Genomic DNA, 21845 nt, shown 5'->3' on the forward strand with positions numbered 1-21845 from the left:
TATCAACAAATAGCGGCCGCTGGTTTCCTGCCGGCACCCAGTACGGATGTTCTTCACTTGTGGAGGGTTGTCCTGGAACGGTGCGGGGAGGGTTGCGGGTGGTTTAGTGTTTGGCACACTGTTGGGTCCTGAGGCAACAGGGCCATGGCATTGCGGGGTTTCCTTTCGGGGAGGCGTTCGTGGTGGTGTGGGTTTTGTTTGTTTCTGGTTTCCTGGCTGCACCGATCACACGGTTTGTTCTTCCTTCGGGAGGGGTGGTGTGTGGGGTGTGTGGTACGGGGTTGTTGTTTGAGAACTACATAGTGGACGCGAGCATCTTTTATAAGAAGCAATTTCCAAGAATATGAACCTGGATCTGTTGTGCTGTCTTTCGGGATGGTGCAGTGGTTTTCGTGGTTCTCTCGAAAATTAGCGTTTTTGATCTTTTGTGGTCAAGTTTTTAAGAGCACACGGTGGATGCCTTGGCATTAGGAGCCGAAGAAGGACGTAGGAATCTGCGATAAGCCTGGGGGAGTCGATAACCGGACTGTGATCCCAGGGTGTCCGAATGGGGAAACCCCGCCAGGGGCGCGAGTTGCCTGGTGACCCGCATCTGAACACATAGGGTGCGTGGAGGGAACGCGGGGAAGTGAAACATCTCAGTACCCGCAGGAAGAGAAAACAATAGTGATTCCGTTAGTAGTGGCGAGCGAACGCGGATCAGGCTAAACCGTTCCATGTGTGATAGCCGGCGGGCGTTGCATGGTCGGGGTTGTGGGACTTTCCGTATCAGTTCTGCCGGACTGGTGAGGTGTGATGTGCAGGCATAGGTGAACGGTCTTGAAAGGCCGGCCAGAGAGGGTGTGAGCCCCGTAACCGTAATGTTGTGTACCGCCTGGAGAGTATCCCAAGTAGCACGGGGCCCGAGAAATCCCGTGCGAATCTGTCAGGACCACCTGATAAGCCTAAATACTCCCTAATGACCGATAGCGGACCAGTACCGTGAGGGAAAGGTGAAAAGTACCCCGGGAGGGGAGTGAAACAGTACCTGAAACCGTGTGCTTACAATCCGTCGGAGCCAGTCTGATTCTGGTGACGGCGTGCCTTTTGAAGAATGAGCCTGCGAGTTAGTGTTACGTCGCGAGGTTAACCCGTGTGGGGCAGCCGTAGCGAAAGCGAGTCTGAATAGGGCGTTGCAGTGGCGTGATCTAGACCCGAAGCGAAGTGATCTACCCATGGCCAGGTTGAAGCGACGGTAAGACGTCGTGGAGGACCGAACCCACTTCAGTTGAAAATGGAGGGGATGAGCTGTGGGTAGGGGTGAAAGGCCAATCAAACTTCGTGATAGCTGGTTCTCCCCGAAATGCATTTAGGTGCAGCGTTGCGTGTTTCTTACCGGAGGTAGAGCTACTGGATGGCTAATGGGCCCTACAAGGTTACTGACGTCAGCCAAACTCCGAATGCCGGTAAGTGAGAGCGCAGCAGTGAGACTGTGGGGGATAAGCTTCATAGTCGAGAGGGAAACAGCCCAGACCACCAACTAAGGCCCCTAAGCGTGTGCTAAGTGGGAAAGGATGTGGAGTTGCGAAGACAACCAGGAGGTTGGCTTAGAAGCAGCCATCCTTAAAAGAGTGCGTAATAGCTCACTGGTCAAGTGATTCCGCGCCGACAATGTAGCGGGGCTCAAGTACACCGCCGAAGTTGTGGCATTCACATTTTATCCAAGCCTTTGTGGTTCAGGAGTGTGGATGGGTAGGGGAGCGTCGTGTGGGCAGTGAAGTCGCGGTGTAAACCAGCGGTGGAGCCTACACGAGTGAGAATGCAGGCATGAGTAGCGAAAGACGGGTGAGAAACCCGTCCGCCGAATGATCAAGGGTTCCAGGGTCAAGCTAATCTGCCCTGGGTAAGTCGGGACCTAAGGCGAGGCCGACAGGCGTAGTCGATGGACAACGGGTTGATATTCCCGTACCGGCGAAAAACCGCCCATGCTGAACAGGGGATACTAACTGCCCGAGACCTGCCCGATCACCCTTGTGGTGTGAGGGTTTTGGTGGAGCGCGGGACCTGATCCTGGGAGGTAAGCGTATTAACAGGTGTGACGCAGGAAGGTAGCCGAGCCGGGCGATGGTTGTCCCGGTCCAAGGATGTAGGGCGAACGGTAGGCAAATCCGCTGTTCATGATGCCTGAGACCTGACGGGACCCCCGTAGGGGGGGATTCGGTGATCCTATGCTGCCTAGAAAAGCATCGACGCGAGGTTTTAGCCGCCCGTACCCCAAACCGACACAGGTGATCAGGTAGAGAATACTAAGGCGATCGAGAGAATTATGGTTAAGGAACTCGGCAAAATGCCCCCGTAACTTCGGGAGAAGGGGGGCCCCAACCTTGAACACCACTTGCTGGTGGGAGGGGATCGGGGCCGCAGAGACCAGGGGGAAGCGACTGTTTACTAAAAACACAGGTCCGTGCGAAGTCGCAAGACGATGTATACGGACTGACTCCTGCCCGGTGCTGGAAGGTTAAGAGGACCGGTTAGCCGCAAGGCGAAGCTGAGAATTTAAGCCCCAGTAAACGGCGGTGGTAACTATAACCATCCTAAGGTAGCGAAATTCCTTGTCGGGTAAGTTCCGACCTGCACGAATGGAGTAACGACTTCCCCGCTGTCTCAACCATAAACTCGGCGAAATTGCAGTACGAGTAAAGATGCTCGTTACGCGCAGCAGGACGGAAAGACCCCGAGACCTTTACTATAGTTTGGTATTGGTGTTCGGAGTGGCTTGTGTAGGATAGGTGGGAGACGTTGAAGCCCGGACGCCAGTTCGGGTGGAGTCATCGTTGAAATACCACTCTGGTCACTTTGGACATCTAACTTCGGCCCGTAATCCGGGTCAGGGACAGTGCCTGATGGGTAGTTTAACTGGGGCGGTTGCCTCCTAAAAAGTAACGGAGGCGCCCAAAGGTTCCCTCAGCCTGGTTGGCAATCAGGTGTCGAGTGTAAGTGCACAAGGGAGCTTGACTGTGAGAGAGACATCTCGAGCAGGGACGAAAGTCGGGACTAGTGATCCGGCGGTACATTGTGGAATGGCCGTCGCTCAACGGATAAAAGGTACCTCGGGGATAACAGGCTGATCTTGCCCAAGAGTCCATATCGACGGCATGGTTTGGCACCTCGATGTCGGCTCGTCGCATCCTGGGGCTGGAGTAGGTCCCAAGGGTTGGGCTGTTCGCCCATTAAAGCGGTACGCGAGCTGGGTTTAGAACGTCGTGAGACAGTTCGGTCCCTATCCGCTGCGCGCGCAGGAAATTTGAGAAGGGCTGTCCTTAGTACGAGAGGACCGGGACGGACGAACCTCTGGTGTGTCAGTTGTACTGCCAAGTGCACCGCTGATTAGCTACGTTCGGATGGGATAACCGCTGAAAGCATCTAAGCGGGAAGCTCGCTTCGAGATGAGATTTCCATACACCTTGTGTGTGAGAGGCCCCCAGCCAGACCACTGGGTTGATAGGCCGGATGTGGAAGCGAGGACTAACGACTCGTGAAGCTGACCGGTACTAATAGGCCGATAACTTACACCACACACCACCCCCGCAAACCGTTCAAAAGAGGTTTGCACCCAGGGGTGGTAAAAAGAAAACAAGACTGCTTGCGTCCACTATGTGGTTCCCAAACAACAAACCCGTTGCTTTGGCGAACCGACAACTAAATAACAACACCACAATGTTGTAACCACATTTTTCCCACCCCCCAGGGCACACAACCGACGGGGGAACGGGTAACAGGGTTACGGCGGTCATAGCGTGGGGGAAACGCCCGGTCCCATTCCGAACCCGGAAGCTAAGACCCACAGCGCCGATGGTACTGCACCCGGGAGGGTGTGGGAGAGTAGGTCACCGCCGGAACATCATTCAGGTCGAGAGCCTCCAAACACCCGTTTGGAGGCTCTCCCGCTTTAACCACCCAAAACCCCCACCCCACCCTCACACCCTCTCTCACATCCGGCACCCCTTTTGCCGGACCCTCTCTCAGTACCCGCACCTTTTCGACGGACCCTCTCGCACCCGTGCCGGGACCCGGCACACCCCACCCGGCACACCCGCCGTCGAACACCCACCCCAGGAACTGAGAGAGCGCCCGGGGAAACCCGGCAGCAACTGCGAGAGCGCCCGGGGAAACCCGGCAGCAACTGCGAGAGCGTCGCGGGGAAACCCGGCAGCAACTGCGAGAGCGTCCGGGGAAACCCGGCAGGAAGTGAGAGAGCGTCGCAGGGGAGAGGGAACGCTGGACGTCCCGGCATCGTTGGAGATCCGTAGGCCCGACTCGAGGCCGGCTCATTGCACCCGCACAAAGGACTCTTCATGGCTGAACGAACCATCGTCATCACCGGGGCAAGTGACGGGATCGGAGCTTCCGCCGCGCGGACGCTGGCCCTGGCAGGGGAGCGGGTGGTCGTCGTCGGGCGTTCAGGCGGGAAGACGCGGGCGGTCGCGGAGGAGATCGGTGCTGACTATTTTGTCAGCGACTTCGCGGACCTGTCGCAGGTGCGGGCGCTTGCCGCGCAGCTGAAGGCGAGGTACCCGCGGATCGACGTCCTGGTGAACAACGCCGGCGGGATCATGGGCAAACGCGAGCTGACGGTGGACGGCCACGAAAAGACCTTCCAGGTGAACCACCTGGCGCCGTTCCTGCTGACCAACGAGCTGCTGGACGTTCTCACGGCCAGCAAGGCGACGGTTATCAACACGTCGAGCGCGGCGAACGCGTTCGGACACGTTGATATCGATGACCTCGATGCTGCCGGCAAGTACTCCACCAACCGGGCCTATGGCACTGCCAAGCTGGAGAACATCCTGTTCACCACCGAGCTGCACCACCGGTTCAACGCCGCCGGAATTTCCACGGCCGCGTTTCATCCGGGCGGGGTGGCCACCAACTTCGCGGCAGAGTCGACCAGCTGGTTCCGGTTTGCCTACAAGACGTTCATCAAACGGTTCATGCTCACGCCGGAGCAAGGGGCAGACACCCTTGTGTGGCTCGCCACCACAGAACCGGGGCGGGACTGGGCCTCCGGCGCGTACTATGCCAAACGGGCGCTGGCCAAGGCCAACAGGCAGGCCTACGACGCCGGCCTGGCGCGGCAACTGTGGGACCGCAGCGAAGAACTGGTCAGCCCTCGAGGCGAACGCCGTGGATCTCGTCGATGGCATCCGCTGAGCGCAACAGAGCGATCTCCAACCCGGATTCAGGTTCCGGGTGGGAGAACAGATAACCCTGGAGGGAGTCGCAGTTGAGGTTGGTCAGGTAGGTTGCCTGGGCCGCGGTCTCGATTCCCTCTGCAGTCACCGTCAGGCCCAGATTGTGTGCCATGTTGATCATGGAGTTCAGGATGGGCAGCTTCTCTGCTCCGGTACGCACCATGGAGACGAAGGAACGGTCGATCTTCACCGCGTCCACGGGGAGTTCCTGCAGCCGCCCCAGTGAGGAGTATCCGGTGCCGAAATCGTCGAGCGCCACCCGCACGCCAGCGTCGCGGAGCAGGTCGAGTTGCCGGATCACGTGTGCATCCGGATCAAAGAAGACGCTCTCCGTCACTTCGAGCACCAGCTGACGCGGATCCGTAGCGCAGGAGGCGGCGAGCCGCAAAACACCCTCGGCGAACGTGCAGTCCTTGAGCTGCACTCCTGAAACGTTGACGGCAACTGACCGCGTTGCGTCGGCGGCGAGCCACGGGCGCAGCTCGGTGAAACTGTGCCGCATGACCTGCAGGCCAATGGCAGAGATCAGGCCGCTTCGCTCCGCCGTCGGAATGAACTGTCCGGGCGGCACCATTTCCCCGTCACGCTTCCAACGGGCCAGGGCCTCGAACTGCACCACCTCGCCAAGCTTCGGGGAAATCACCGGCTGGTAGTGGACCATGATCTGCCCGGCGTCGACAGCGTGCCTGAGGCCGGCCTCCATGTCCGTCCGCTGCACCAGGGCCGTCATCATGTTCGGCTCGAACCGCATGTACCGGTTTTTTCCCGCAGCCTTGGCTGCATACATGGCGACGTCCGCCCGGCGCAGCAGTTCGGAGCCCGCCACGGGATCCTGGCCCGCCGAAGCCAGTCCCAGGCTGAGGCTGGGACGGAGCATGGTGCCGTCGATCCACATCGGCACATTCAGCGATGACACGATGCATTCGGCCACTGCCTCGGGTTGAGGGGAAGCCGTCAGCAGCACCGCGAATTCATCGCCGCCCAGGCGGGCCACCGTATCGTCGGGACGGACGCAGGACCGCAGCCGGCGTGCCACCTCCGTGAGCATCTCATCACCGGCATGATGGCCCAGGATGTCGTTGACTTCCTTGAAATCATCCAGGTCAAGAAGCAGGACGTCGACGCTGGAGTCGAAGTCCCCGCGCAACGCCTCGGCCAACTGGTCATGGAACAGTTTCCGGTTCGCCAGACCGGTCAGAGGGTCTTGGAACGCCAGGGCCTTCAGCTGTGCCGCCTGCTCGGCAAGATCGGCCATGGCCCGTTTCGCCTGGTCCTGGGCTGCCAGGCGCGGGGTGACGTCACGGAAGCTCCAGACCCGGCCCACCACCTTGTCCGCCACTTTCTGGGGGCGCGAGTATCGTTCGAAGGTCCGGCCGTCGAGGAATTCCAGAATGTCGTTGCTCTCCGCCAGCGGGTTGGCGTAGAGCTCGTGGACCTTGGCCAGGAAGTTTCCGGGATCTTTCAGCAGACCAAGCACGAAGTCAATCACGGCTTCATCGTCGTGCGTGGTCAGCAACCCGCGCGGAATGCCCCACATGGACACGAACTGCTCGTTGACACCGGCGATCTGACCGTCCGTACCCACCACGAGGATGCCGTCCGCCGTCGACTCGAGCGTGGCGCTCAGCAGGGATACCGCTTCGCGGAGTCCGTCCTCGGCTTCTTCCCGCGGGCGGGTGGCGCGGACCGTCACCGTCATGGCCACGTCGGCTCCCAAGCGGAGCAAAGCGCACGCCACCTCGCCGTGGATTTCTGAGCCGTCGCGCCGGAGGCCGTAGGCCTCAAACGGAGGGTTGTCTGCTGTGTCCCCGTGGCGGCGCATACCGTTGAACAGCCGCTGGAACCCCTCGCGGAAGCCCTCTGCGAGGATGGTCCGGTGGTCCCGGCCCACCAGTTCCGCGCGGGGATAGCCGAACATCCGCTCCGCTGCGCTGTTCATGAAAGTGATCGTGCCGGATTCCCCGACGACGAACAGGGCATCAGGCAGCGAATCGATGATGGCCTGGTGATCGGGACCCGCAAGCGCGCCCGGTTCCTGGCTTCCCGGCAGCGCCATCACAGCACCCTAGAGACAAAATGAGACCGTACCTGCTTCATGTCATGTCCTCCCCTCCGCACATCATAAAGGCCGCCGGGAAGAAGCGCTTGTCACATGGCAACCTTGGGTTGGTTCAGCCGCCCGTCGAGGAGGTCTTCAACGTGGGCCACGCTGAGTTTCTCCTGTTATGCACGCCGTCAGTCGACCCGGCGGTGCCACCGTATCAATGCGAGTGGAGGCGTCGGCCGCCATGGCGCGTGCGAGGCCGATCCCTTGATTTTCTGACTACATGCGCAAGGCGGCGGATCAGCCCGGCGCTGTAACGGTGGATACCCACGGCGACTGCCCGTATCCCCAGCGCCAGAAGCTGCACCACGCCGGCTGCCAGCAGCAGCAGAAAGATCGGAATCAGTACGGGCAACAGGATCAAAAAAACCACGATGAGTGCCGCAACGTAGCCGACGGCGTAACTGACGATTGCCGCCTGTTCCACCTGTCCTCGCCCCCAACCTGCCCGCCGTGCCGGCGCCGGCTAGTGAACACCCCGCGTGCCCGCACGCAGCTTCGTCGTTGCCTGCGGACCCGCGAGCCTCCTTGACAACATAATAAGCATGCTTACGAGTAGGGTCTAGAGGCAGCGTGAAAATACCTGTCGTCCTCGCCCGCGATTCCCGCAGCTTCCTATCCGAAAAGAACAGCTACAGCCCGACGGCGGGGACGGCCACGGCGCCCGCCCCTGTTCCCAGCCCGCGAACCGTCCAGCCGTCCGCCTGCCACGCGGCGGCGTCCAGTACATTGCGTGCGTCCAGCACCGTCCGCCGTCGTACCAGCGCACCCGCAACCGCTGGCGACAGCGAGCGGTACTCGTCCCATTCAGTCAGCAGCATCACCAGTTCGGCGCCCTCGAGCGCCCGGTCCGTGCGCGCCTCGAATCGCAGCTGTGGGTACCGCATCCAGGCGTTGTTGATCGCCTTCGGATCCGTCACGGTCACGTGTGCCCCTGCCGCTGCCAGCTGCAGGGCGACATCCAGTGCGGGGGAGTCGCGGATGTCATCCGTGTCCGGCTTGAAGGCCGCGCCCAGCACCGTCACCGTCCGGCCGGCAAGATCGCCGCCGCAGAGTTCGCGGGCGATCCCCACTGTCCGGGACCGCTGGCCGAGGTTGATGCCGTCCACCAGGCCCATCCAGGCGTCCACCGAACCCACACCGAGAGCCGCCGCCTGCGTCCGGAAGCTGCGGATGTCCTTGGGCAGGCAGCCGCCGCCGAACCCCAGCCCGGCATGCAGGTACCGGCTGCCGATCCGCGGATCCAGCCCCATGGCCTCGCCCAGTTCAGTGACGTCCGCGCCGGACGCATCGCACAGCTCGGCCATCGCATTGATGAAACTGACCTTCGTGGCTAGGTACGCGTTCGACGCCGACTTGATCAGTTCCGCCGTGGCGAAGTTGCACACCAGCCGCGGAATCCCGGCGCGCAGCAGCGGCTCGTAGACGGCGTCCAAGGCCGCGGTCACGCCGCGGCCGGCTCCAGTTTCAGGATCGAGCGCGGCTGCCTTGCCGCCCGGCACGCCGTAAACCAAACGGTCCGGCACCAGCGAATCCTTGACGGCCGTGCCCTGCCGCAGGAACTCAGGATTCCAGCCAAGCAGCACATCCGGGCGCCCCGACAGGACGCCATCAAGCATCTCAACGGTCCCCACCGGGACCGTCGATTTACCCACGACGGCGGAGTGCCGGCCCAGGTGCGGAAGAAGGCTTTCGGTGGCGGCGAGCAGGTAGCTGAGGTCGGCGCCGTCGGACGTCTTGGACTGCGGGGTACCCACGCAGAGGAAGTGCACCCGGGCGCCGGCCGCGGCCGCGAAATCCGTGGAGAACGTGAGCCGTCCGTTGGCCTGGCCGTCCTGCAGGAGCTCGTCCAGGCCGGGTTCAAAGAAGGGCGCCAACCCGCGGCCAAGCTGTTCCACCTTGGCGGCGTCGACGTCGATGCCCACTACGGTGTGGCCCATGGACGCCAGGGTGGCTGCATGCACGGCACCAAGGTACCCGCAGCCGATCACGGAAATCTTCACAGTGTTGCTCCTCTTGTGGTTTCGACGGGATCAACCACCGCATCGCCGGCGATCACCGCCCGGTAATGGCGCACCAGTTCCGCGCTCAACGCCGGCCACGTCCGCCCCTGCACCGACGCGTGCGCCGCCGCGGCGAACGCGCGGCGCTTGGCGTCGTCGCCCATCAGGTCCATGACGTGGGCGCGCAGCCCGGCCAGGTCGCCGGGCTTGTACAGCCAGCCCGTCCGCGAATTCTCCACCAGGTCCAACGGGCCTCCGCGGCCCGTGGCCACCACGGGCACGCCCGATGCCATGGCCTCCTGGATGGTCTGGCAGAAGGTCTCAAACTCGCCCGGATGCACGAACAGGTCGAAGGATGCCACCGCCCTGGCCAGTTCCTCACCGCCCAGGAACCCCGCAAACACGGCGTTCGGCAGGGCCTCCTGCAGCACCTCGCGCTGCGGGCCGTCGCCGACGATCACCAGGCGCGTGCCCGGCACATCGGCCAGTACGGCGAGGTCCTCCACCTGCTTTTCAACGGCCAGCCGGCCCACATAGCCGATGATCCGCTCGCCGCCGGGCGCCACGGACGCCCGCCACCCGTCGTCGCGCTTTCCCGGCGCAAACCGCGCGGTATCCACACCGCGCCGCCACATGTCCACCCGCAGAACACCGCGGCCGCGCAACTGGTTCAGCGCGAAAGTGGACGGCACCAGCGTCCGGGAAGCCAGCAGGTGGATGTTTTCCACCCGGTTCCAGGCCCAGTTCTCCATGAACGGCACCCCGTAGCGCGCCGCGTAGCTGGGGACCTCGGTCTGGTAGATGGCAACCGTGGGAATGCCCAGTTGGTGTGCCGCCTGCACTGCCCGCCAGCCGAGCACGAACGGGGACGCGAGGTGGACGACGTCCGGTGCGTAATCGGCAAGGATTCTCTTGACCCGGTTCACACCGCCCAACGCCACCCGCACATTCGTGTACCCGGCCAGCGGCACCGACGGAAGCCGGTGCACGAAGGCGCCATGCACCACGTCCAGGACCTCTGTGTCCTGGGTGGACGGGGCGATCACCATGACGTCATCGCCCCTCTCCTGCAGATGCTCAAGCACCCGAAGGATGGAGTGCGTAACCCCGTTCATCAGTGGCAGGAATGATTCAGCAACAATTGCGATCCTCACCCCTCCACGGTGCGGGCGGCGCGTTGCGCCGAGGGGGAGCGGGCATGACGGGCAAGGGAAGGTTGGGTTAACAGCGGGGCTGCCGTGAAGCACGACGACGGCGGCGCCCGCAACCGGGGGCAACGCCGCGCGTGGTGCCTGTCGGTCGTGTGGTGAGTGTCGTATCAGAGAGGGCCCGGACGCTGCCCCTTGCCACCCCCAGGGAGGCAAGGGGCAGCATCCGGACCGGCCTGTGAGTCAGCCGCGGGCGGGTGAACCCGCGCGGCCCATCGGGTCGGGCCAGTTGCCGATGCGGGCCTTCATGAGGTCGGGCCACCAGCCGATGCGGGCATTCATCGGGTCGGGCCAGTTGCCGATGCGGGCGTGGCTTGGTGCGGAGCTGACGACTGTGGTGGTGCTGAAGAGCTGGGTGTTGACGGACATGACTGTTCTCCTGACTGAGTTTGATTCCGTACGCCGATGGCGTCGGTGGGCCGTGCTCTGCCTGGAAAAGCGCAGAGGTGACCTGCTCAGTCGGGGGAAGACCCCGGATCAAAGGCCGGGCCGGCAGTCAGGACCAGCGCTGCGTCCGGCACCAGGAAGCGCCCGGCGTCGTGCAGCTGGTTCCAGAAGCTGTCGACGTCGCCTGCTTCGGCTCCGGCGCTGCCTGCTCCTGCCGACGAGGGTCCGGTCTGGTTCTGCAAGCCCGGGAAAGTGAGCGCCGCTCCAGGTTCGCTTTGTGGTGCGGGGGCTGCGGACATGACGTGGCCGATGGCTGCAGCCAGCGCCCGGACTGCTTGGGTATTTGCCAGGAACTCCAGCGGCGAAACCGCGCGGCTGGCCTGCTGTGGAGCAGCTGTGACCTCGGCGGGCAGGGTGCTGTCAGAGAAGAACGGAGCCTCGACGCCCTGGGCAGCAGACGCCGGTTGGGTGTGAACGCCCGACGACGGCGCTACCGTCGCCGATGGACGCGCGGGGAATGCCTCCTCCGGCGCTTTCACCGGATGCTCCCGGCTCGGAATCTCCGGCTGCGGAATTGAAGGAACAGGAACGGTCGGAATATTGATTACCGGCAGCCCCGGTGCCAATGAATCCACGACGGACACGACACTGTCGACCGCGCCGGTCACCGCATCCGTCACGGTTTCAAGGAGCGGCGTGTCCGTGACCGTGTCCGTGACCGTGTCCGTGAGCAGCGGGGCAGCGCCGTCCACCGCGCCGGTAACAGCTCCGGCTGTCCCGCCGAGCACGGGGGCATCGGTTACGACATCGACGACGTCAGCGACGGTTGCCGCTGTGCCGGAAACCGGCGGCACCACGACGACCGGAACGGGATTGTCCGGGACTGCCGGGTCAGAGATGCTGCCAACTTGCGGGACAGTTTCGTTGACAGTCTTCTGAAGCAGCGAATCAGTTGCCTGCGCGACTGTGTCCAGTGGGTTCGCTTTGTCAGCCGCGGCGCTCGCGGGCCCGGCGGCCAACACCAGCCACGTGCCGGCCACAAGGGCAGCGAGCAGGAACGGGCGCAGGGCAGTTTGGCAACGACCGCACAAAGTTGCGCCCATCCGGATCACCCCCCAGTGGCAATGGAAAATCAGGATACGCCCGCGCACGCGGACCGTCCAGACCTTCGCGCTTGCCGGGCGGAACACAGACGGGAAGGCGCCCCCCGCTGTCCACGCGGGACAGCGGTCCTGGACCTCCGCAGCCGGACCAAGGCGCCGTAATATTGGAATCAGAGGTGCTCCAGAAATGTTCGGGCCAATCGTCGTCGTCCTGATTTTCCTTGCCGTTGTAACCCTGCTGGGGGTGATCGGAACGGTAGTAGTGGTGGTGCGCGACGGACGCGGAGCCCTTCCCCGTGAGGCGTCGGACCGGCCGTGGATGGCCGGGAACCTGCCCAGTGTTCCCTACTCCGTCTGGCGGTTCTGATTCCGGTAACGCCCGGCCGTCCGCGCGGGACCGCAGCTCTGTTGCACGCCGCTGCCCCGCTCCTATACTGACGGTGTGTCGGCGTCGCTGATATTTGGGGTTGTGGCGTCCAGCGCGCTGGTGCTGGGTGCATTTATCGGTGCCCGCTTCGAGCTACCCAAACGCCTTCTTGCCATCTTCCTGTCCTTCGCCGCCGGTGCGCTCATAACAGCCCTGACGTTCGAGCTCTTCGAGGACGCCTACGAGCGCGGCGGGATCGTCCTGGCCGCCGTCGGCCTCATGGTGGGTGCCATCGTGTTCACCGCGTTGAGCGCGCTCCTTGACCGCTGGGCACAGCCCGGTTCGCAGGCGACACCGGCCGATGAGTTCAGGGGCAGCGCCAAGCTGGACACGGATGCAGCCGCCGCCGACCGCCCTTCCAGCCCGGTATCCACCCGGGGTGCAGCCGGGATGGCGCTGCTCGCGGCTGTCACGCTCGACGGCATTCCCGAGAACATAGCCCTCGGTGTTTCGCTGGGTGAAGGCACGGGAGGGCTGGCCCTGCTCGCCGCAATCTTCGTTTCAAACCTCCCTGAAGCGCTGGTGGGGGCCTCGTCGATGCGCAGCCAGGGCAAGTCCGCGGGCGCCATCATGGGCCTGTGGTCGGTGTGCGCGGTCCTGCTGGTGCTTGCCGTGGTGATTGGCGCCGGGCCGTTGTCCGGCAGCGACCCGAAAACCATCTCGCTGCCCTTGGCGTTCGCCGCCGGTGCCGTCATTGCCTCGCTGGCCGACACCCTGATGCCCGAGGCGTTCGAGCACGGAGGTCCGGCCGTAGCGCTCAGCACCGCCGCCGGCTTTGTCCTGTCCTTCGTTCTCTCGCTCGCGTAAGGATGCCCAAAAACGCGGCCTACGGCCCGCCGTCGTGCCTCAAAACGTCCGGGAGTTCATCCACATAAACCGTTTGCGGCGGATCAAAATAGATCACCAGCACTTCCTCGCCCACCGCAAACACACTGGCCTTGTCGAACGGATGGGCGTGGAACGCCATGGTGCCGCCGAGGTACGGCAGCATGACCTCGCCGATGGTGCCGGGCCCGATGCGCCCGGTCACCCGTCCGATCTTGCCGGTGAGGCTGCGGTCAACGTCTTTACGCATCGGGGTCCTCAGGCATCGGGGGCTTTGGCCGGGCGCTTGCCTTCCCGGCTGTTCTTCAGCGCCGAGGAGAGCGCGGGAAGGTAGTCGCCCACCTGGGCGAGGATGCCGCCGAGCATCTTGTTGACCCCTTCGCCGCCGTTGAGCACCGTCATCTGTCCCACATGCGAGAACGGCTCCGCTGCCGCCGCGATGATGGCCGGCATGTTCTCGGCCAGTTGCTGCGAAATGACCGCGTCCTGGTTGGTCCCGAGGGCTTCCGCGCGGGCCTTGATGCCGTCCGCCTCAGCCAGTGCCTTCGCCTTGATGGCCGAGGCGGCAGCCTCGCCGCGTGCCCGGGTGGCTGCAGCCTCAGCCTCGCCGGTGACCTTCGTGGCGCCGGCCGCGGCCGCGGCTGCCGTGGCATTTGCCTGGGCCTGGAGTTCGGTCCGGCGGGCGTTCACCTGGGCTTCGAGTTCGGTGCGGCGGGCCAGGGCTTCGGCCGCGCTGATGTCGGCCGCCTTCTGGCCTTCGGCGTCCGTGCGCTTGGCGTAGGCTTTGGCGTCGGCGGGCTTGCGGATGGTGGTCTGGAGCTTCTGCTCCTCGCGGTCCGCCTCGAGCTTGGCCACTTCGGTTTCCTGGACCACCACCTGTTGGCGGGCCGTCGCGTCAGCCAGCGGACCGGCCTGGGCGGCGTTCGCCTTGGCCCGTTCGGCGTTTGCCTGCGCCACCGACTGCCTGATCGCGGAGACGCTCTGGGCATCGGCGATGAGTGCCGCGGCCTCCGCTTCCTTTTCCGCGGCCTCGCGGTTCCTCGTGGCTTCGGCGATGCGGGCCTCCATTTTCACCTGGGCAATGTGCGGCTTGGCGATGTTCTGGATGTACCCGGTGGGATCCTGCAGGTCCTTGATCTGGAGCGAATCCACCACCAGGCCCAGCTTCTCCATTTCCACACCGCTGGCGCTTCGGACCTGGGACCCGAGCTTGTCCCGTTCGCGGATGATTTCCTCCACCGTCATACTGCCGATAATGGACCTCAGGTGTCCTTCAAAGACGTTGTACACCTGGCTTTCCATTTTTGGCTGCTGGCCCAGGAAACGCCGGGCCGCATTTGCAATGAAGGGCGGGGCATCGCCGATTTTGTAAATCACCACGCCTTCCACAATTACCTGGATGCCCTGCGAGGTAACACAGGAAACTTTAAGCTCAGTTTCATTCAGGGTGAGGGACAACGTCCGCACGGTCTGCAGCCCGGGAAATACCAGCGCCCCCTTGCCGGTGACGATCTTGAAGTCCATTCCGGCCCGTGTTTCCAGGGTTCCGCGGGTCAGGCCGGAGATGATGAGGGCCTCGTTCGGCTCAGCAACCTTCCACATCAGTTTTATTGCCACCCAGATAAAGCCAATGACCACAATCGCCCCGATGAGGGCGGCAATGAGCGGGAAGAATGCTGACAAGTCCGGCATGACCCACGTCCTTTCACGGTTATGGAACGGGTATCGCGGTAAAATCCCGATAAATGCCAGCTGCCCGTTTCCTGCCGGTTAAATGCGCGTCATTCCGGCCTGCCGGGCCAGCTGTTGTAGACAGTCTGGTGGGGCCCCGGCGGGAAGTCCAGCAATTCGGAGGCAGGGGGAAGAAAGCCCCTGTTGCGGTCCCCGCTGCAGTGGAATGGTTGGGCATGGGGCAGCGGACTGATCCGGAGGGAGATGCGCGATGCTTGGCCTGGCCGGACGGACACTCGAAGCCGCGTGGCGCACCTGGCGGGCTGAGCGCGGAGGCCCGGAGGCGATCCGCCGCCTGCAGCAGGCACGCCTTGCGGAGCTCGTGGAGTTTGCCCGCTCCGGATCGCCCTACTACCGGCGCCTGTACAGGGACGTGCCGGATAAGATCACGGATCCGCGCCATCTTCCCCCTGTGGGCAAACGGGACCTGATGGCGAACTTCGACGACTGGGTGACGGACCCGCACATCACGCTGGCCAAGCTAAAGACGGAGCTGCTCTCCGATCTGTCGCAGCTGGGGACCCTGTTCCGCGGGCGGTACCTGGTGGTGACCACGTCCGGCAGCACAGGAGAACCGGCCGTCCTGATTCACGACCGCTTCTCCTGGGTGGTGGTGAACGTGGTGGTGAGGGTCCGGGAGCGCCGGACCCTGGTGAAAGCTTCGGAAGTACGGGACTTTCTGTGCCGCGGCCTGCGGGCGGCGGCCCTCGTTGCGGGTGGCGGCCACTTCGCGGGCGTTGTCCTGACCGAAAACGCCCGACGGCGTGCCCCGGCCATTGCCCGCCGCCTCCGCGTGTTTTCGGTGCTGAGGCCGCTCCCGGAGCTCGTGGCGGAACTCAACACCTTCAAGCCAACGTTGCTTTTCGGGTATCCGAGCGCCATGATCCAGCTGGCGGCGGAACAGGACGCCGGGCGGTTACGGATCCGGCCCGTCCTGGCGATCAGCTCCGGCGAGAACCTGTCCGCCGCCGGACGCGCCTCCATCGAAGCGGCGTTCAGCTGCCGGGTCACCGAACGCTATCTGTCATCGGAGGTCCCCGCGCTGACCAGCCAGTGCCGGCTGGGGGCGTTCCACGTCAACACGGACTGGTACATCCTTGAACCGGTGGACGCGGACTACCGTCCGGTTCCGGCCGGCACCACCTCCCATACCGCGCTCGTGACCAACCTGGCCAACCGGGTGCAGCCGCTGATCCGGTACGACCTCGGAGACCGGGTAACGCTCGCAGCAGATCCATGCCCGTGCGGCAGTCCGTTTCCTGCCGTGACGATCGACGGCCGCAAGGGGGACCTGCTTTCCTTCGCGGCGCCCGGCGGCGGCACCGTCACCGTCCTGCCGCTCGCACTTGGCACCGTGATCGAGGAGACCCCCGGCGTGCGCAGGTTCCAGGCCGTCCGGACGGGGCCCGGCAACCTGACAGTGCGGCTCGAGGCCTGGCCGGATGCCGCTGTGGCCGAGGTGTGCCAGGCGGTGACAGAACGGCTGGAGGGCTATTTCGCCGCGCTTGGCGCCGGGCCGGTCGCAATCGAGCATACGGATGAGCTGCCCCGGCCCGACCGCAGCGGCAAATTCCGGCAGGTCTGGTCCGCGGTGAGGTGACGGCGGCTTGTAAAAAGCTGGTGCAGCCGCCTGCGACTACGCAGGACAACTGCACCAACCGGTGGTTAAAACATTCAGATTGCTACGAAGCGTTCCTCATATGCGGCTCCTTATGTCCCGGCTACGCGTTCCGGGTTACCTGCGGTCCTCGGCCAGATGCCTGGAAAGGATCCAGCCGGCGCCAATCATCAGCACACCCAGCACCATGTGGGTCCAGTTATCCATCGTGTTCAGCGACAGGAAATTGGCCGCCGAATCCACTCCGACACTGAGCCCGAAGATGCTGAGGACGATGTACAGCGCACCAAAGCCCATGAGGAAGTTCCGGGCGCCCATTCCACTGCGGGACATTGCCCAACCTGTTGCACCGATGACCAGCTGCACAATGTTCAGCAGCATGGAAACCTGGAACAGGCTAAGGAACATGGCGTGCGAATCAGGTCCCAGGAACCTCAGTTCGCTGTACTGCTGGGTAATGCCCGGGATGAACCCCAGGACACCCACCAACATCAGGACAATACCTACACCCATGCCGACGTTCTGGACATCCGTACGTCCAAAGTGAACGCCATGTGCATGTGGGGATGCGGTAGTCATTTTTCTGCCTCCAACCACTGATTACGGACAATCCAATTTTACGGCTGAGTAACGAAAAAAGCGCTGGCGGGCGGGCACTTCTGCGGCCGCGGGGGTCCCTCCCGTGACACCATGGGACACGATGAAACTGCGCGCTGATCAGACCGGAGACCGTGGCATTCCCATGCCCTTGTGGCTGCAGGGAGCGCTCGAGTCGGCGCAGGCGGCGGTCATTTCCGCGCTGGTGGTGCTGGCGCCCATTGTCGCCGTCTGGGCCACTGCGGGGTTTCAGAACAACAACTTCGACGCCCTCGCCCGGCTCGGCGGCCAGGCGTGGCTGCTGATCCACGGCGTGCCGCTGCACCTGACAACGGTGGCCGGGGAGGCTGCGGCCCAGCCCGAGTCCGGCACGCTCTCGCTGATTCCGCTGGGCCTCACGCTCATCCCGTTCCTGCTTGCGTGGCGGGCGGGCCGGCGCCTGGCCCGGGCCTCGTACACGGACCAGCTCTGGCAGGCGCTGCTGGGTTCCTGGCTGGTGTATGCCGGGTTCGGCATGGCTACGGGATTCGTGTGCCGGACGGACGACGTCGCCATTTTCCTGTGGTTTGCCGGGCTGATACCGCTGGTGCCGTTCGGCCTGGGGATGGTGGTGGGTGCCCGCCGCGAAGCCGGTTCGTGGAGCCGGCTTATCGGCGTCGACGCCGTGGACTGGATTGCCCGGACCAGCCAGCATTCCCGCTGGGCTGGCTCCTACCTGGGTTCCGCCATCAAAGCCGGCTTCGTGGCCCTGATGGCGGCCTTCTCCATGTCAGCCGCACTGCTTACGGTGGACCTCCTGATCCACTGGGATCTGGTGATCGCCGTGTATGAAGGGCTCGACGCCGGCGCAATGGGTGGTGCCGTCCTCACCATCGCGCAGCTCGGCTTCCTGCCCAACCTGGCCGTTTTTGCGCTCGCCTGGACGTCCGGCTCCGGCTTCGCCCTGGGCGTGGGCTCGCAGGCCGGGCCGCTGGGAACCGCTGTTGGCCCGCTGCCATCCATTCCGGTGTTCGCCGCACTGCCCGCAGGCCCGCTGGACTACGCCTTCGTAGCGCTGGTGGTTCCGGTCCTGGCCGGTGCGCTGGCCGGCTGGTGGTTCCTTCGCGAGGGCGAAAACCACTTTGACGAATGGCTGTCCATCAAGGTCCGTGCCCGCTGGTTCACGGCGTCGGCCTCAACACTCGTCCTCGGCGCCATCATCGGTGTGGCGGCTGGCCTGATGGCCGGAGGGCTGGCTTGGATGGCGCGGGGATCGGCCGGGATCGGCCGCCTTACGGACATCGGGCCGGATCCGTTGAGCACCTCGCTGTGGGTGGCCGCGGAAGTGGCAGTCGGCGTCGTGATTGGTTACGCGGCGGGCCCGTGGCTGGAACGCCAGCAGAAGCTGCGCGAAGCGGATCTGGACGCGGCCAAGCCGTAGGAGGTCCCGCCGTCGGGCGTTACTTCTGTTGACCAGACGGCTTTTTGACCAGACGGCGCGTCGGCGGACCTGGGCGGTTGCTCACCAACGTCGCAACAGTTCTCCTGGAACGTGGCAGCAACGCAAGGATTTGCTGTCTTAGGAGGCTTATAAGTCCGCAAAGGAATTGCCAACCTATCTAGGTAGTGACACTATCTAGATGTGGAACATCTCGACTTTGACCAAGAGCTGACCCGCGCGGCGCTACCGCAGGCTGTGCTCGCAGTCCTCAGCCACGGGGAAAGTCACGGTTATGCCATCGCCGAGGTCCTTCGGCAGCACGGCTTCGCACGCATCAAGGGGGGAACCTTGTATCCACTCCTGAAGCGACTAGAAGACCAAGGCTTGGTTATGCACACTTGGCACCACGACCAGACGGGTCCGGGCCGCAAGCAGTTCACACTTACTGAACACGGCCGCGACGAGCTGGACCGTACGGCAGAAGCCTGGCACCGGATGAGCCGGGCTCTCACCGAAATCCGAATAACCCGACGGGAAAAGCCATGAACTACGAGCGAAACCTAACCTTCAACCTTAGAGTCCGCGGATTGTCGGAATCCGAGATCACGGAAGTGCTTGATGACGTGCGAGCTCATCGTGCAGCAGCAGGGGCCCCTGCGGCAGTAGAATTCGGCCCCGCAGATGAATACGCAAAGCAGTTCCCAAAGACGAAACGGCGGACGTTGGGGAAGACCATCACGAGCGTCGGGGCAGCTTTGGCGATTGCCTACCTTCTCCTCGCGGTCCTCCTGATGCTCCTGTTCAAAATCGACGTTCGCGACTTCGTTGGTCCGATCACGCTTCTGCCAGCCGTGATACTAATTCTGGCCAGTATCCTGGCCGGATTCCTGACCGACTACTTCAAGCCCGCACAAAGCTCCCGCGGTGCCCGCTAATCCTCTGCCCATACTTCGGGTCGATTCGGATTGTCCAAATAAGACAGCAGAGGTTAGCCCGGCCACCAGGGCACTCTGTCCGGGCTAACGGAGCTGGGCGGGGAGGGACTTTTCCAGCTGGGTCTGGCACTGGGTCATGGCCTGCTGGGTGAGCGCCGTGCGGGAGCACTGCTGGAAATCCCGGACCTGGTTGAAGAACACCGCGGCGACCAGGATCAGCAGCACCATCACCGCTGAGACCACCAGCCCCGAAATCGTCCCGAAGAGCACCAGTTTGGATTCCTTCAGCTTGACGGCCCTGACAAGCACCATGATGCCGAGCACGATGCTCACGGCCGTCAGGATGGAGCTCAGCCACAGATGGGTGATGTCCAGCTGGTAGACGAAGAACGCCCCCAGGACGGCAACGATAAAGGCGCGGAACAGGTTGTGCGTCTTTAGCAGTGACGTCTTCGCGGCCTCGCTGAGGGGTTGCTTGGCCGGCTGGGGACGTGCGGAGTCCTTCGGGGGGTTCATGTTTTCCAGCCTACGCGAGCAGCCCCATAAGCTAGAGCCATGCGCATCGTTGTCCTCGTGTCCGGTACCGGTTCCAACCTCCAGGCTGTCATCGACGCCGTCAAGGCGGGCGAGCTGGACGTGGAAATCGCCGCAGTCGGTGCCGACCGGCCGGGGACTTACGGGGTGGAGCGTTCGTCGGCTGCCGGAATCCCGACGTTCGTGGTGGACTTCAAGGCCTACGCCGACCGTGCCGACTGGAACGCTGCGCTGACTGAAGCTGTGGCCGCATACCGGCCGGATGTGGTGGTGTCCTCAGGCTTCATGCGCATTGTGAGCCCGGAGTTCATCGACGCGTTCGACGGGAAATACCTCAACACGCACCCCGCCCTGCTGCCGGCCTTCCCGGGTGCCCATGGAGTCCGCGATGCCATGGCCTACGGCGTGAAGGTCACCGGCTGCACCGTTCACTGGGCCGACGCCGGCGTGGACACGGGCCCCATCATCGCCCAGGAAGCCGTGGCCATTGAGGAGTCCGACACCGAGGACTCCCTGCACGAGCGCATCAAGGTCGTGGAGCGCAGGCTCCTGGTCTCGACCCTGGCGCAGCTCGCCGCCGCCTGATCCCTCCCAACTAAGTAGCAGTTAACGTCGTGAAACGCGGTTTTGAGGACGTTAACTGCGAGTCAGTTGGGTGAACGCATGCAGATCTGTGGATAACTTCCGGGCGCCCGCCCGGGATTTGAAATCATGAGGAATGCGAGATCCGAGCCCGCTGCCCGCAGCGCTGGGCGAAGCACCCTTCACTGTCCATGAAGCGGCCGACGCCGGGGTGAGTCCCGGGCGTCTTAGGTTCCGCGGGCTGCACGTGCCCAGCCGCGGCGTCCGTATCCCGAGCACCGACGTGCCGCTGGACCGACTCAACGTGGTCAGGCCGTACACGATAGTCACCCCGTTCTCGGCAGCTTCGCACGCCACCGCTTTTGCGCTGTGGAACTTTCCGGGGTTTCTTCCAAACCAGGATGATGACCATATACACATCTCGCGGCCTGACGTCATGGCTATCCCGCGTCGCCGAGGCGTAGTGGGACATGTCGGGCAGTTTTTTTCGGACGAGGTGGTCAGCAACGGTGGGGTGTTGATCACTAGCCGTGCACGGACGTGGCTGGACTGCTCGCGGAAGATGAGTATCAACGAGCTCACGGTCGTGGCCGACCACCTTCTGCGGGTTCCGCGGCCCGAACTCGAGGGCAGGACGGAGCCGCACGCCACGCTGGAGGAACTGGCGGACATGTTGGACCGGCACAAAGGAACCCCCGGCATTCGAAAAGCCCGGCTGGCGCTGGATCAGGCGCGCGTCGGTGCAGACTCCGCACCGGAAACGCGGCTGCGGCTGGCACTGGAGAACGCAGGCCTGCCCGAACCGCAACTGAACGTACCCACGGAGCTGAGCCCCGGCGTCGTGCGTCAACCGGATCTGGCCTATCCGGAGCACAAAGTGGCGGTGGAGTACGAAGGCGAGGGCCATTCCGAGGCGGCTCAGATCATCCGGGACATTGCCCGCGAGGAGGATTTTAGCCGCGCAGGGTGGGAGCTGGTCCGGATCTCCAAGCGGCACATGGTGCATGATGCCCGGCCGGCGGTGGCGAAGGTCCGCGCGGCGCTCGTGAGCCGCGGCTGGGTGCCCAAGTGACTGGCATTTAGCGTCGTTAAAAGCCCGTTTCGCGACGTTAAATGCGAGTCAGTTGGGAAAGGAAAAGA

At 63.6% G+C, this 21845-nt stretch carries 18 protein-coding genes, 2 rRNA genes and 1 pseudogene; 11 read left to right on the top strand and 10 right to left on the bottom strand.

Annotated elements, in window-relative coordinates:
* Positions 1-429: 429 nt before the first annotated feature.
* From Q8Z05_RS13195 to Q8Z05_RS13205, 3 genes are all read left to right on the top strand, one after another.
* A 23S ribosomal RNA gene (locus tag Q8Z05_RS13195) occupies positions 430-3555 on the top strand.
* 206 nt (positions 3556-3761) lie between these two features.
* Positions 3762-3878, top strand: a 5S ribosomal RNA gene (rrf, locus tag Q8Z05_RS13200).
* A 456-nt stretch (positions 3879-4334) separates the two neighbouring features.
* Entirely contained in the window at positions 4335-5267 is a 933-nt protein-coding gene (locus tag Q8Z05_RS13205) for an SDR family NAD(P)-dependent oxidoreductase (RefSeq protein ID WP_305940085.1), read from the top strand.
* 19 nt (positions 5268-5286) lie between these two features.
* Here the strand turns inward: Q8Z05_RS13205 and Q8Z05_RS13210 are convergent.
* The 6 genes and pseudogenes from Q8Z05_RS13210 to Q8Z05_RS13235 form a co-directional block, all read right to left on the bottom strand.
* A pseudogene (locus Q8Z05_RS13210) lies at positions 5287-7287 on the bottom strand (putative bifunctional diguanylate cyclase/phosphodiesterase); the annotation flags it as partial.
* 205 nt (positions 7288-7492) lie between these two features.
* The gene (locus Q8Z05_RS13215; protein WP_305940086.1) at positions 7493-7762 is read right to left on the bottom strand and encodes a hypothetical protein; all 270 of its coding nucleotides are present in this window, start codon (positions 7760-7762) and stop codon (positions 7493-7495) included.
* Positions 7763-7967: 205 nt separating this feature from the next.
* Positions 7968-9338, bottom strand: coding sequence for a UDP-glucose dehydrogenase family protein (locus Q8Z05_RS13220; protein ID WP_305940087.1), 1371 nt, complete (start codon positions 9336-9338; stop codon positions 7968-7970).
* On the bottom strand, positions 9335-10492 hold the full coding sequence (locus tag Q8Z05_RS13225) for a glycosyltransferase family 4 protein (protein ID WP_305940088.1): 1158 nt from the start codon (positions 10490-10492) through the stop codon (positions 9335-9337). Before Q8Z05_RS13225 ends, Q8Z05_RS13220 begins: the two co-directional genes overlap by 4 nt.
* A gap of 237 nt (positions 10493-10729) precedes the next feature.
* On the bottom strand, positions 10730-10915 hold the full coding sequence (locus Q8Z05_RS13230) for a hypothetical protein (RefSeq protein WP_305940089.1): 186 nt from the start codon (positions 10913-10915) through the stop codon (positions 10730-10732).
* Between the two features lie 86 nt (positions 10916-11001).
* Positions 11002-12036 (bottom strand): hypothetical protein, encoded by a 1035-nt coding sequence (locus Q8Z05_RS13235; RefSeq protein ID WP_305940090.1) that lies wholly within the window; start codon positions 12034-12036, stop codon positions 11002-11004.
* Between the two features lie 187 nt (positions 12037-12223).
* On the opposite strand from Q8Z05_RS13235, the gene Q8Z05_RS13240 reads away from it, so the two are divergent.
* Both Q8Z05_RS13240 and Q8Z05_RS13245 read left to right on the top strand, forming a co-directional pair.
* Positions 12224-12403 (top strand): hypothetical protein, encoded by a 180-nt coding sequence (locus tag Q8Z05_RS13240; RefSeq protein WP_305940091.1) that lies wholly within the window; start codon positions 12224-12226, stop codon positions 12401-12403.
* A gap of 75 nt (positions 12404-12478) precedes the next feature.
* Positions 12479-13270, top strand: coding sequence for a ZIP family metal transporter (locus Q8Z05_RS13245; protein WP_305940092.1), 792 nt, complete (start codon positions 12479-12481; stop codon positions 13268-13270).
* A gap of 19 nt (positions 13271-13289) precedes the next feature.
* On the opposite strand, the gene Q8Z05_RS13250 is transcribed toward Q8Z05_RS13245, so the two are convergent.
* Positions 13290-13538: a hypothetical protein gene (locus Q8Z05_RS13250; protein WP_305940093.1), complete on the bottom strand. Its 249-nt coding sequence runs from the start codon at positions 13536-13538 to the stop codon at positions 13290-13292.
* An 8-nt stretch (positions 13539-13546) separates the two neighbouring features.
* A complete protein-coding gene (locus Q8Z05_RS13255) occupies positions 13547-14980 on the bottom strand; it encodes a flotillin family protein (protein WP_305940094.1) in 1434 nt (477 codons plus the stop codon).
* 250 nt (positions 14981-15230) lie between these two features.
* Here Q8Z05_RS13255 and Q8Z05_RS13260 point away from each other — a divergent pair, with 250 nt between their 5' ends.
* Positions 15231-16619: a phenylacetate--CoA ligase family protein gene (locus Q8Z05_RS13260; protein ID WP_305940095.1), complete on the top strand. Its 1389-nt coding sequence runs from the start codon at positions 15231-15233 to the stop codon at positions 16617-16619.
* Between the two features lie 135 nt (positions 16620-16754).
* Here the strand turns inward: Q8Z05_RS13260 and Q8Z05_RS13265 are convergent, their stop codons facing one another.
* The gene (locus tag Q8Z05_RS13265; protein WP_305940096.1) at positions 16755-17216 is read right to left on the bottom strand and encodes a DUF4383 domain-containing protein; all 462 of its coding nucleotides are present in this window, start codon (positions 17214-17216) and stop codon (positions 16755-16757) included.
* Between the two features lie 121 nt (positions 17217-17337).
* On the opposite strand from Q8Z05_RS13265, the gene Q8Z05_RS13270 reads away from it, so the two are divergent.
* From Q8Z05_RS13270 to Q8Z05_RS13280, 3 genes are all read left to right on the top strand, one after another.
* Positions 17338-18654 (top strand): cell division protein PerM, encoded by a 1317-nt coding sequence (locus Q8Z05_RS13270; RefSeq protein WP_305940097.1) that lies wholly within the window; start codon positions 17338-17340, stop codon positions 18652-18654.
* 201 nt (positions 18655-18855) lie between these two features.
* Positions 18856-19200 carry a PadR family transcriptional regulator gene (locus Q8Z05_RS13275; protein ID WP_305940098.1) on the top strand — a complete coding sequence of 115 codons (345 nt, stop codon included), beginning with the start codon at positions 18856-18858 and terminating at the stop codon, positions 19198-19200.
* On the top strand, positions 19197-19589 hold the full coding sequence (locus Q8Z05_RS13280) for a hypothetical protein (RefSeq protein ID WP_305940099.1): 393 nt from the start codon (positions 19197-19199) through the stop codon (positions 19587-19589). Before Q8Z05_RS13275 ends, Q8Z05_RS13280 begins: the two co-directional genes overlap by 4 nt.
* A gap of 84 nt (positions 19590-19673) precedes the next feature.
* Here the strand turns inward: Q8Z05_RS13280 and Q8Z05_RS13285 are convergent, their stop codons facing one another.
* Entirely contained in the window at positions 19674-20105 is a 432-nt protein-coding gene (locus Q8Z05_RS13285; RefSeq protein WP_305940100.1) for a hypothetical protein, read from the bottom strand.
* A 39-nt stretch (positions 20106-20144) separates the two neighbouring features.
* Between Q8Z05_RS13285 and purN the strand changes: the two genes are divergently transcribed.
* Together purN and Q8Z05_RS13295 are read left to right on the top strand one after the other, a co-directional pair.
* Positions 20145-20708: a phosphoribosylglycinamide formyltransferase gene (purN, locus tag Q8Z05_RS13290; RefSeq protein WP_305940101.1), complete on the top strand. Its 564-nt coding sequence runs from the start codon at positions 20145-20147 to the stop codon at positions 20706-20708.
* Positions 20709-20841: 133 nt separating this feature from the next.
* The gene (locus Q8Z05_RS13295) at positions 20842-21777 is read left to right on the top strand and encodes a hypothetical protein (RefSeq protein ID WP_305940102.1); all 936 of its coding nucleotides are present in this window, start codon (positions 20842-20844) and stop codon (positions 21775-21777) included.
* The last annotated feature ends 68 nt before the right edge of the window (positions 21778-21845 follow it).

Source organism: Arthrobacter oryzae, from assembly GCF_030718995.1.
GTDB lineage: Bacteria > Actinomycetota > Actinomycetes > Actinomycetales > Micrococcaceae > Arthrobacter > Arthrobacter oryzae_C.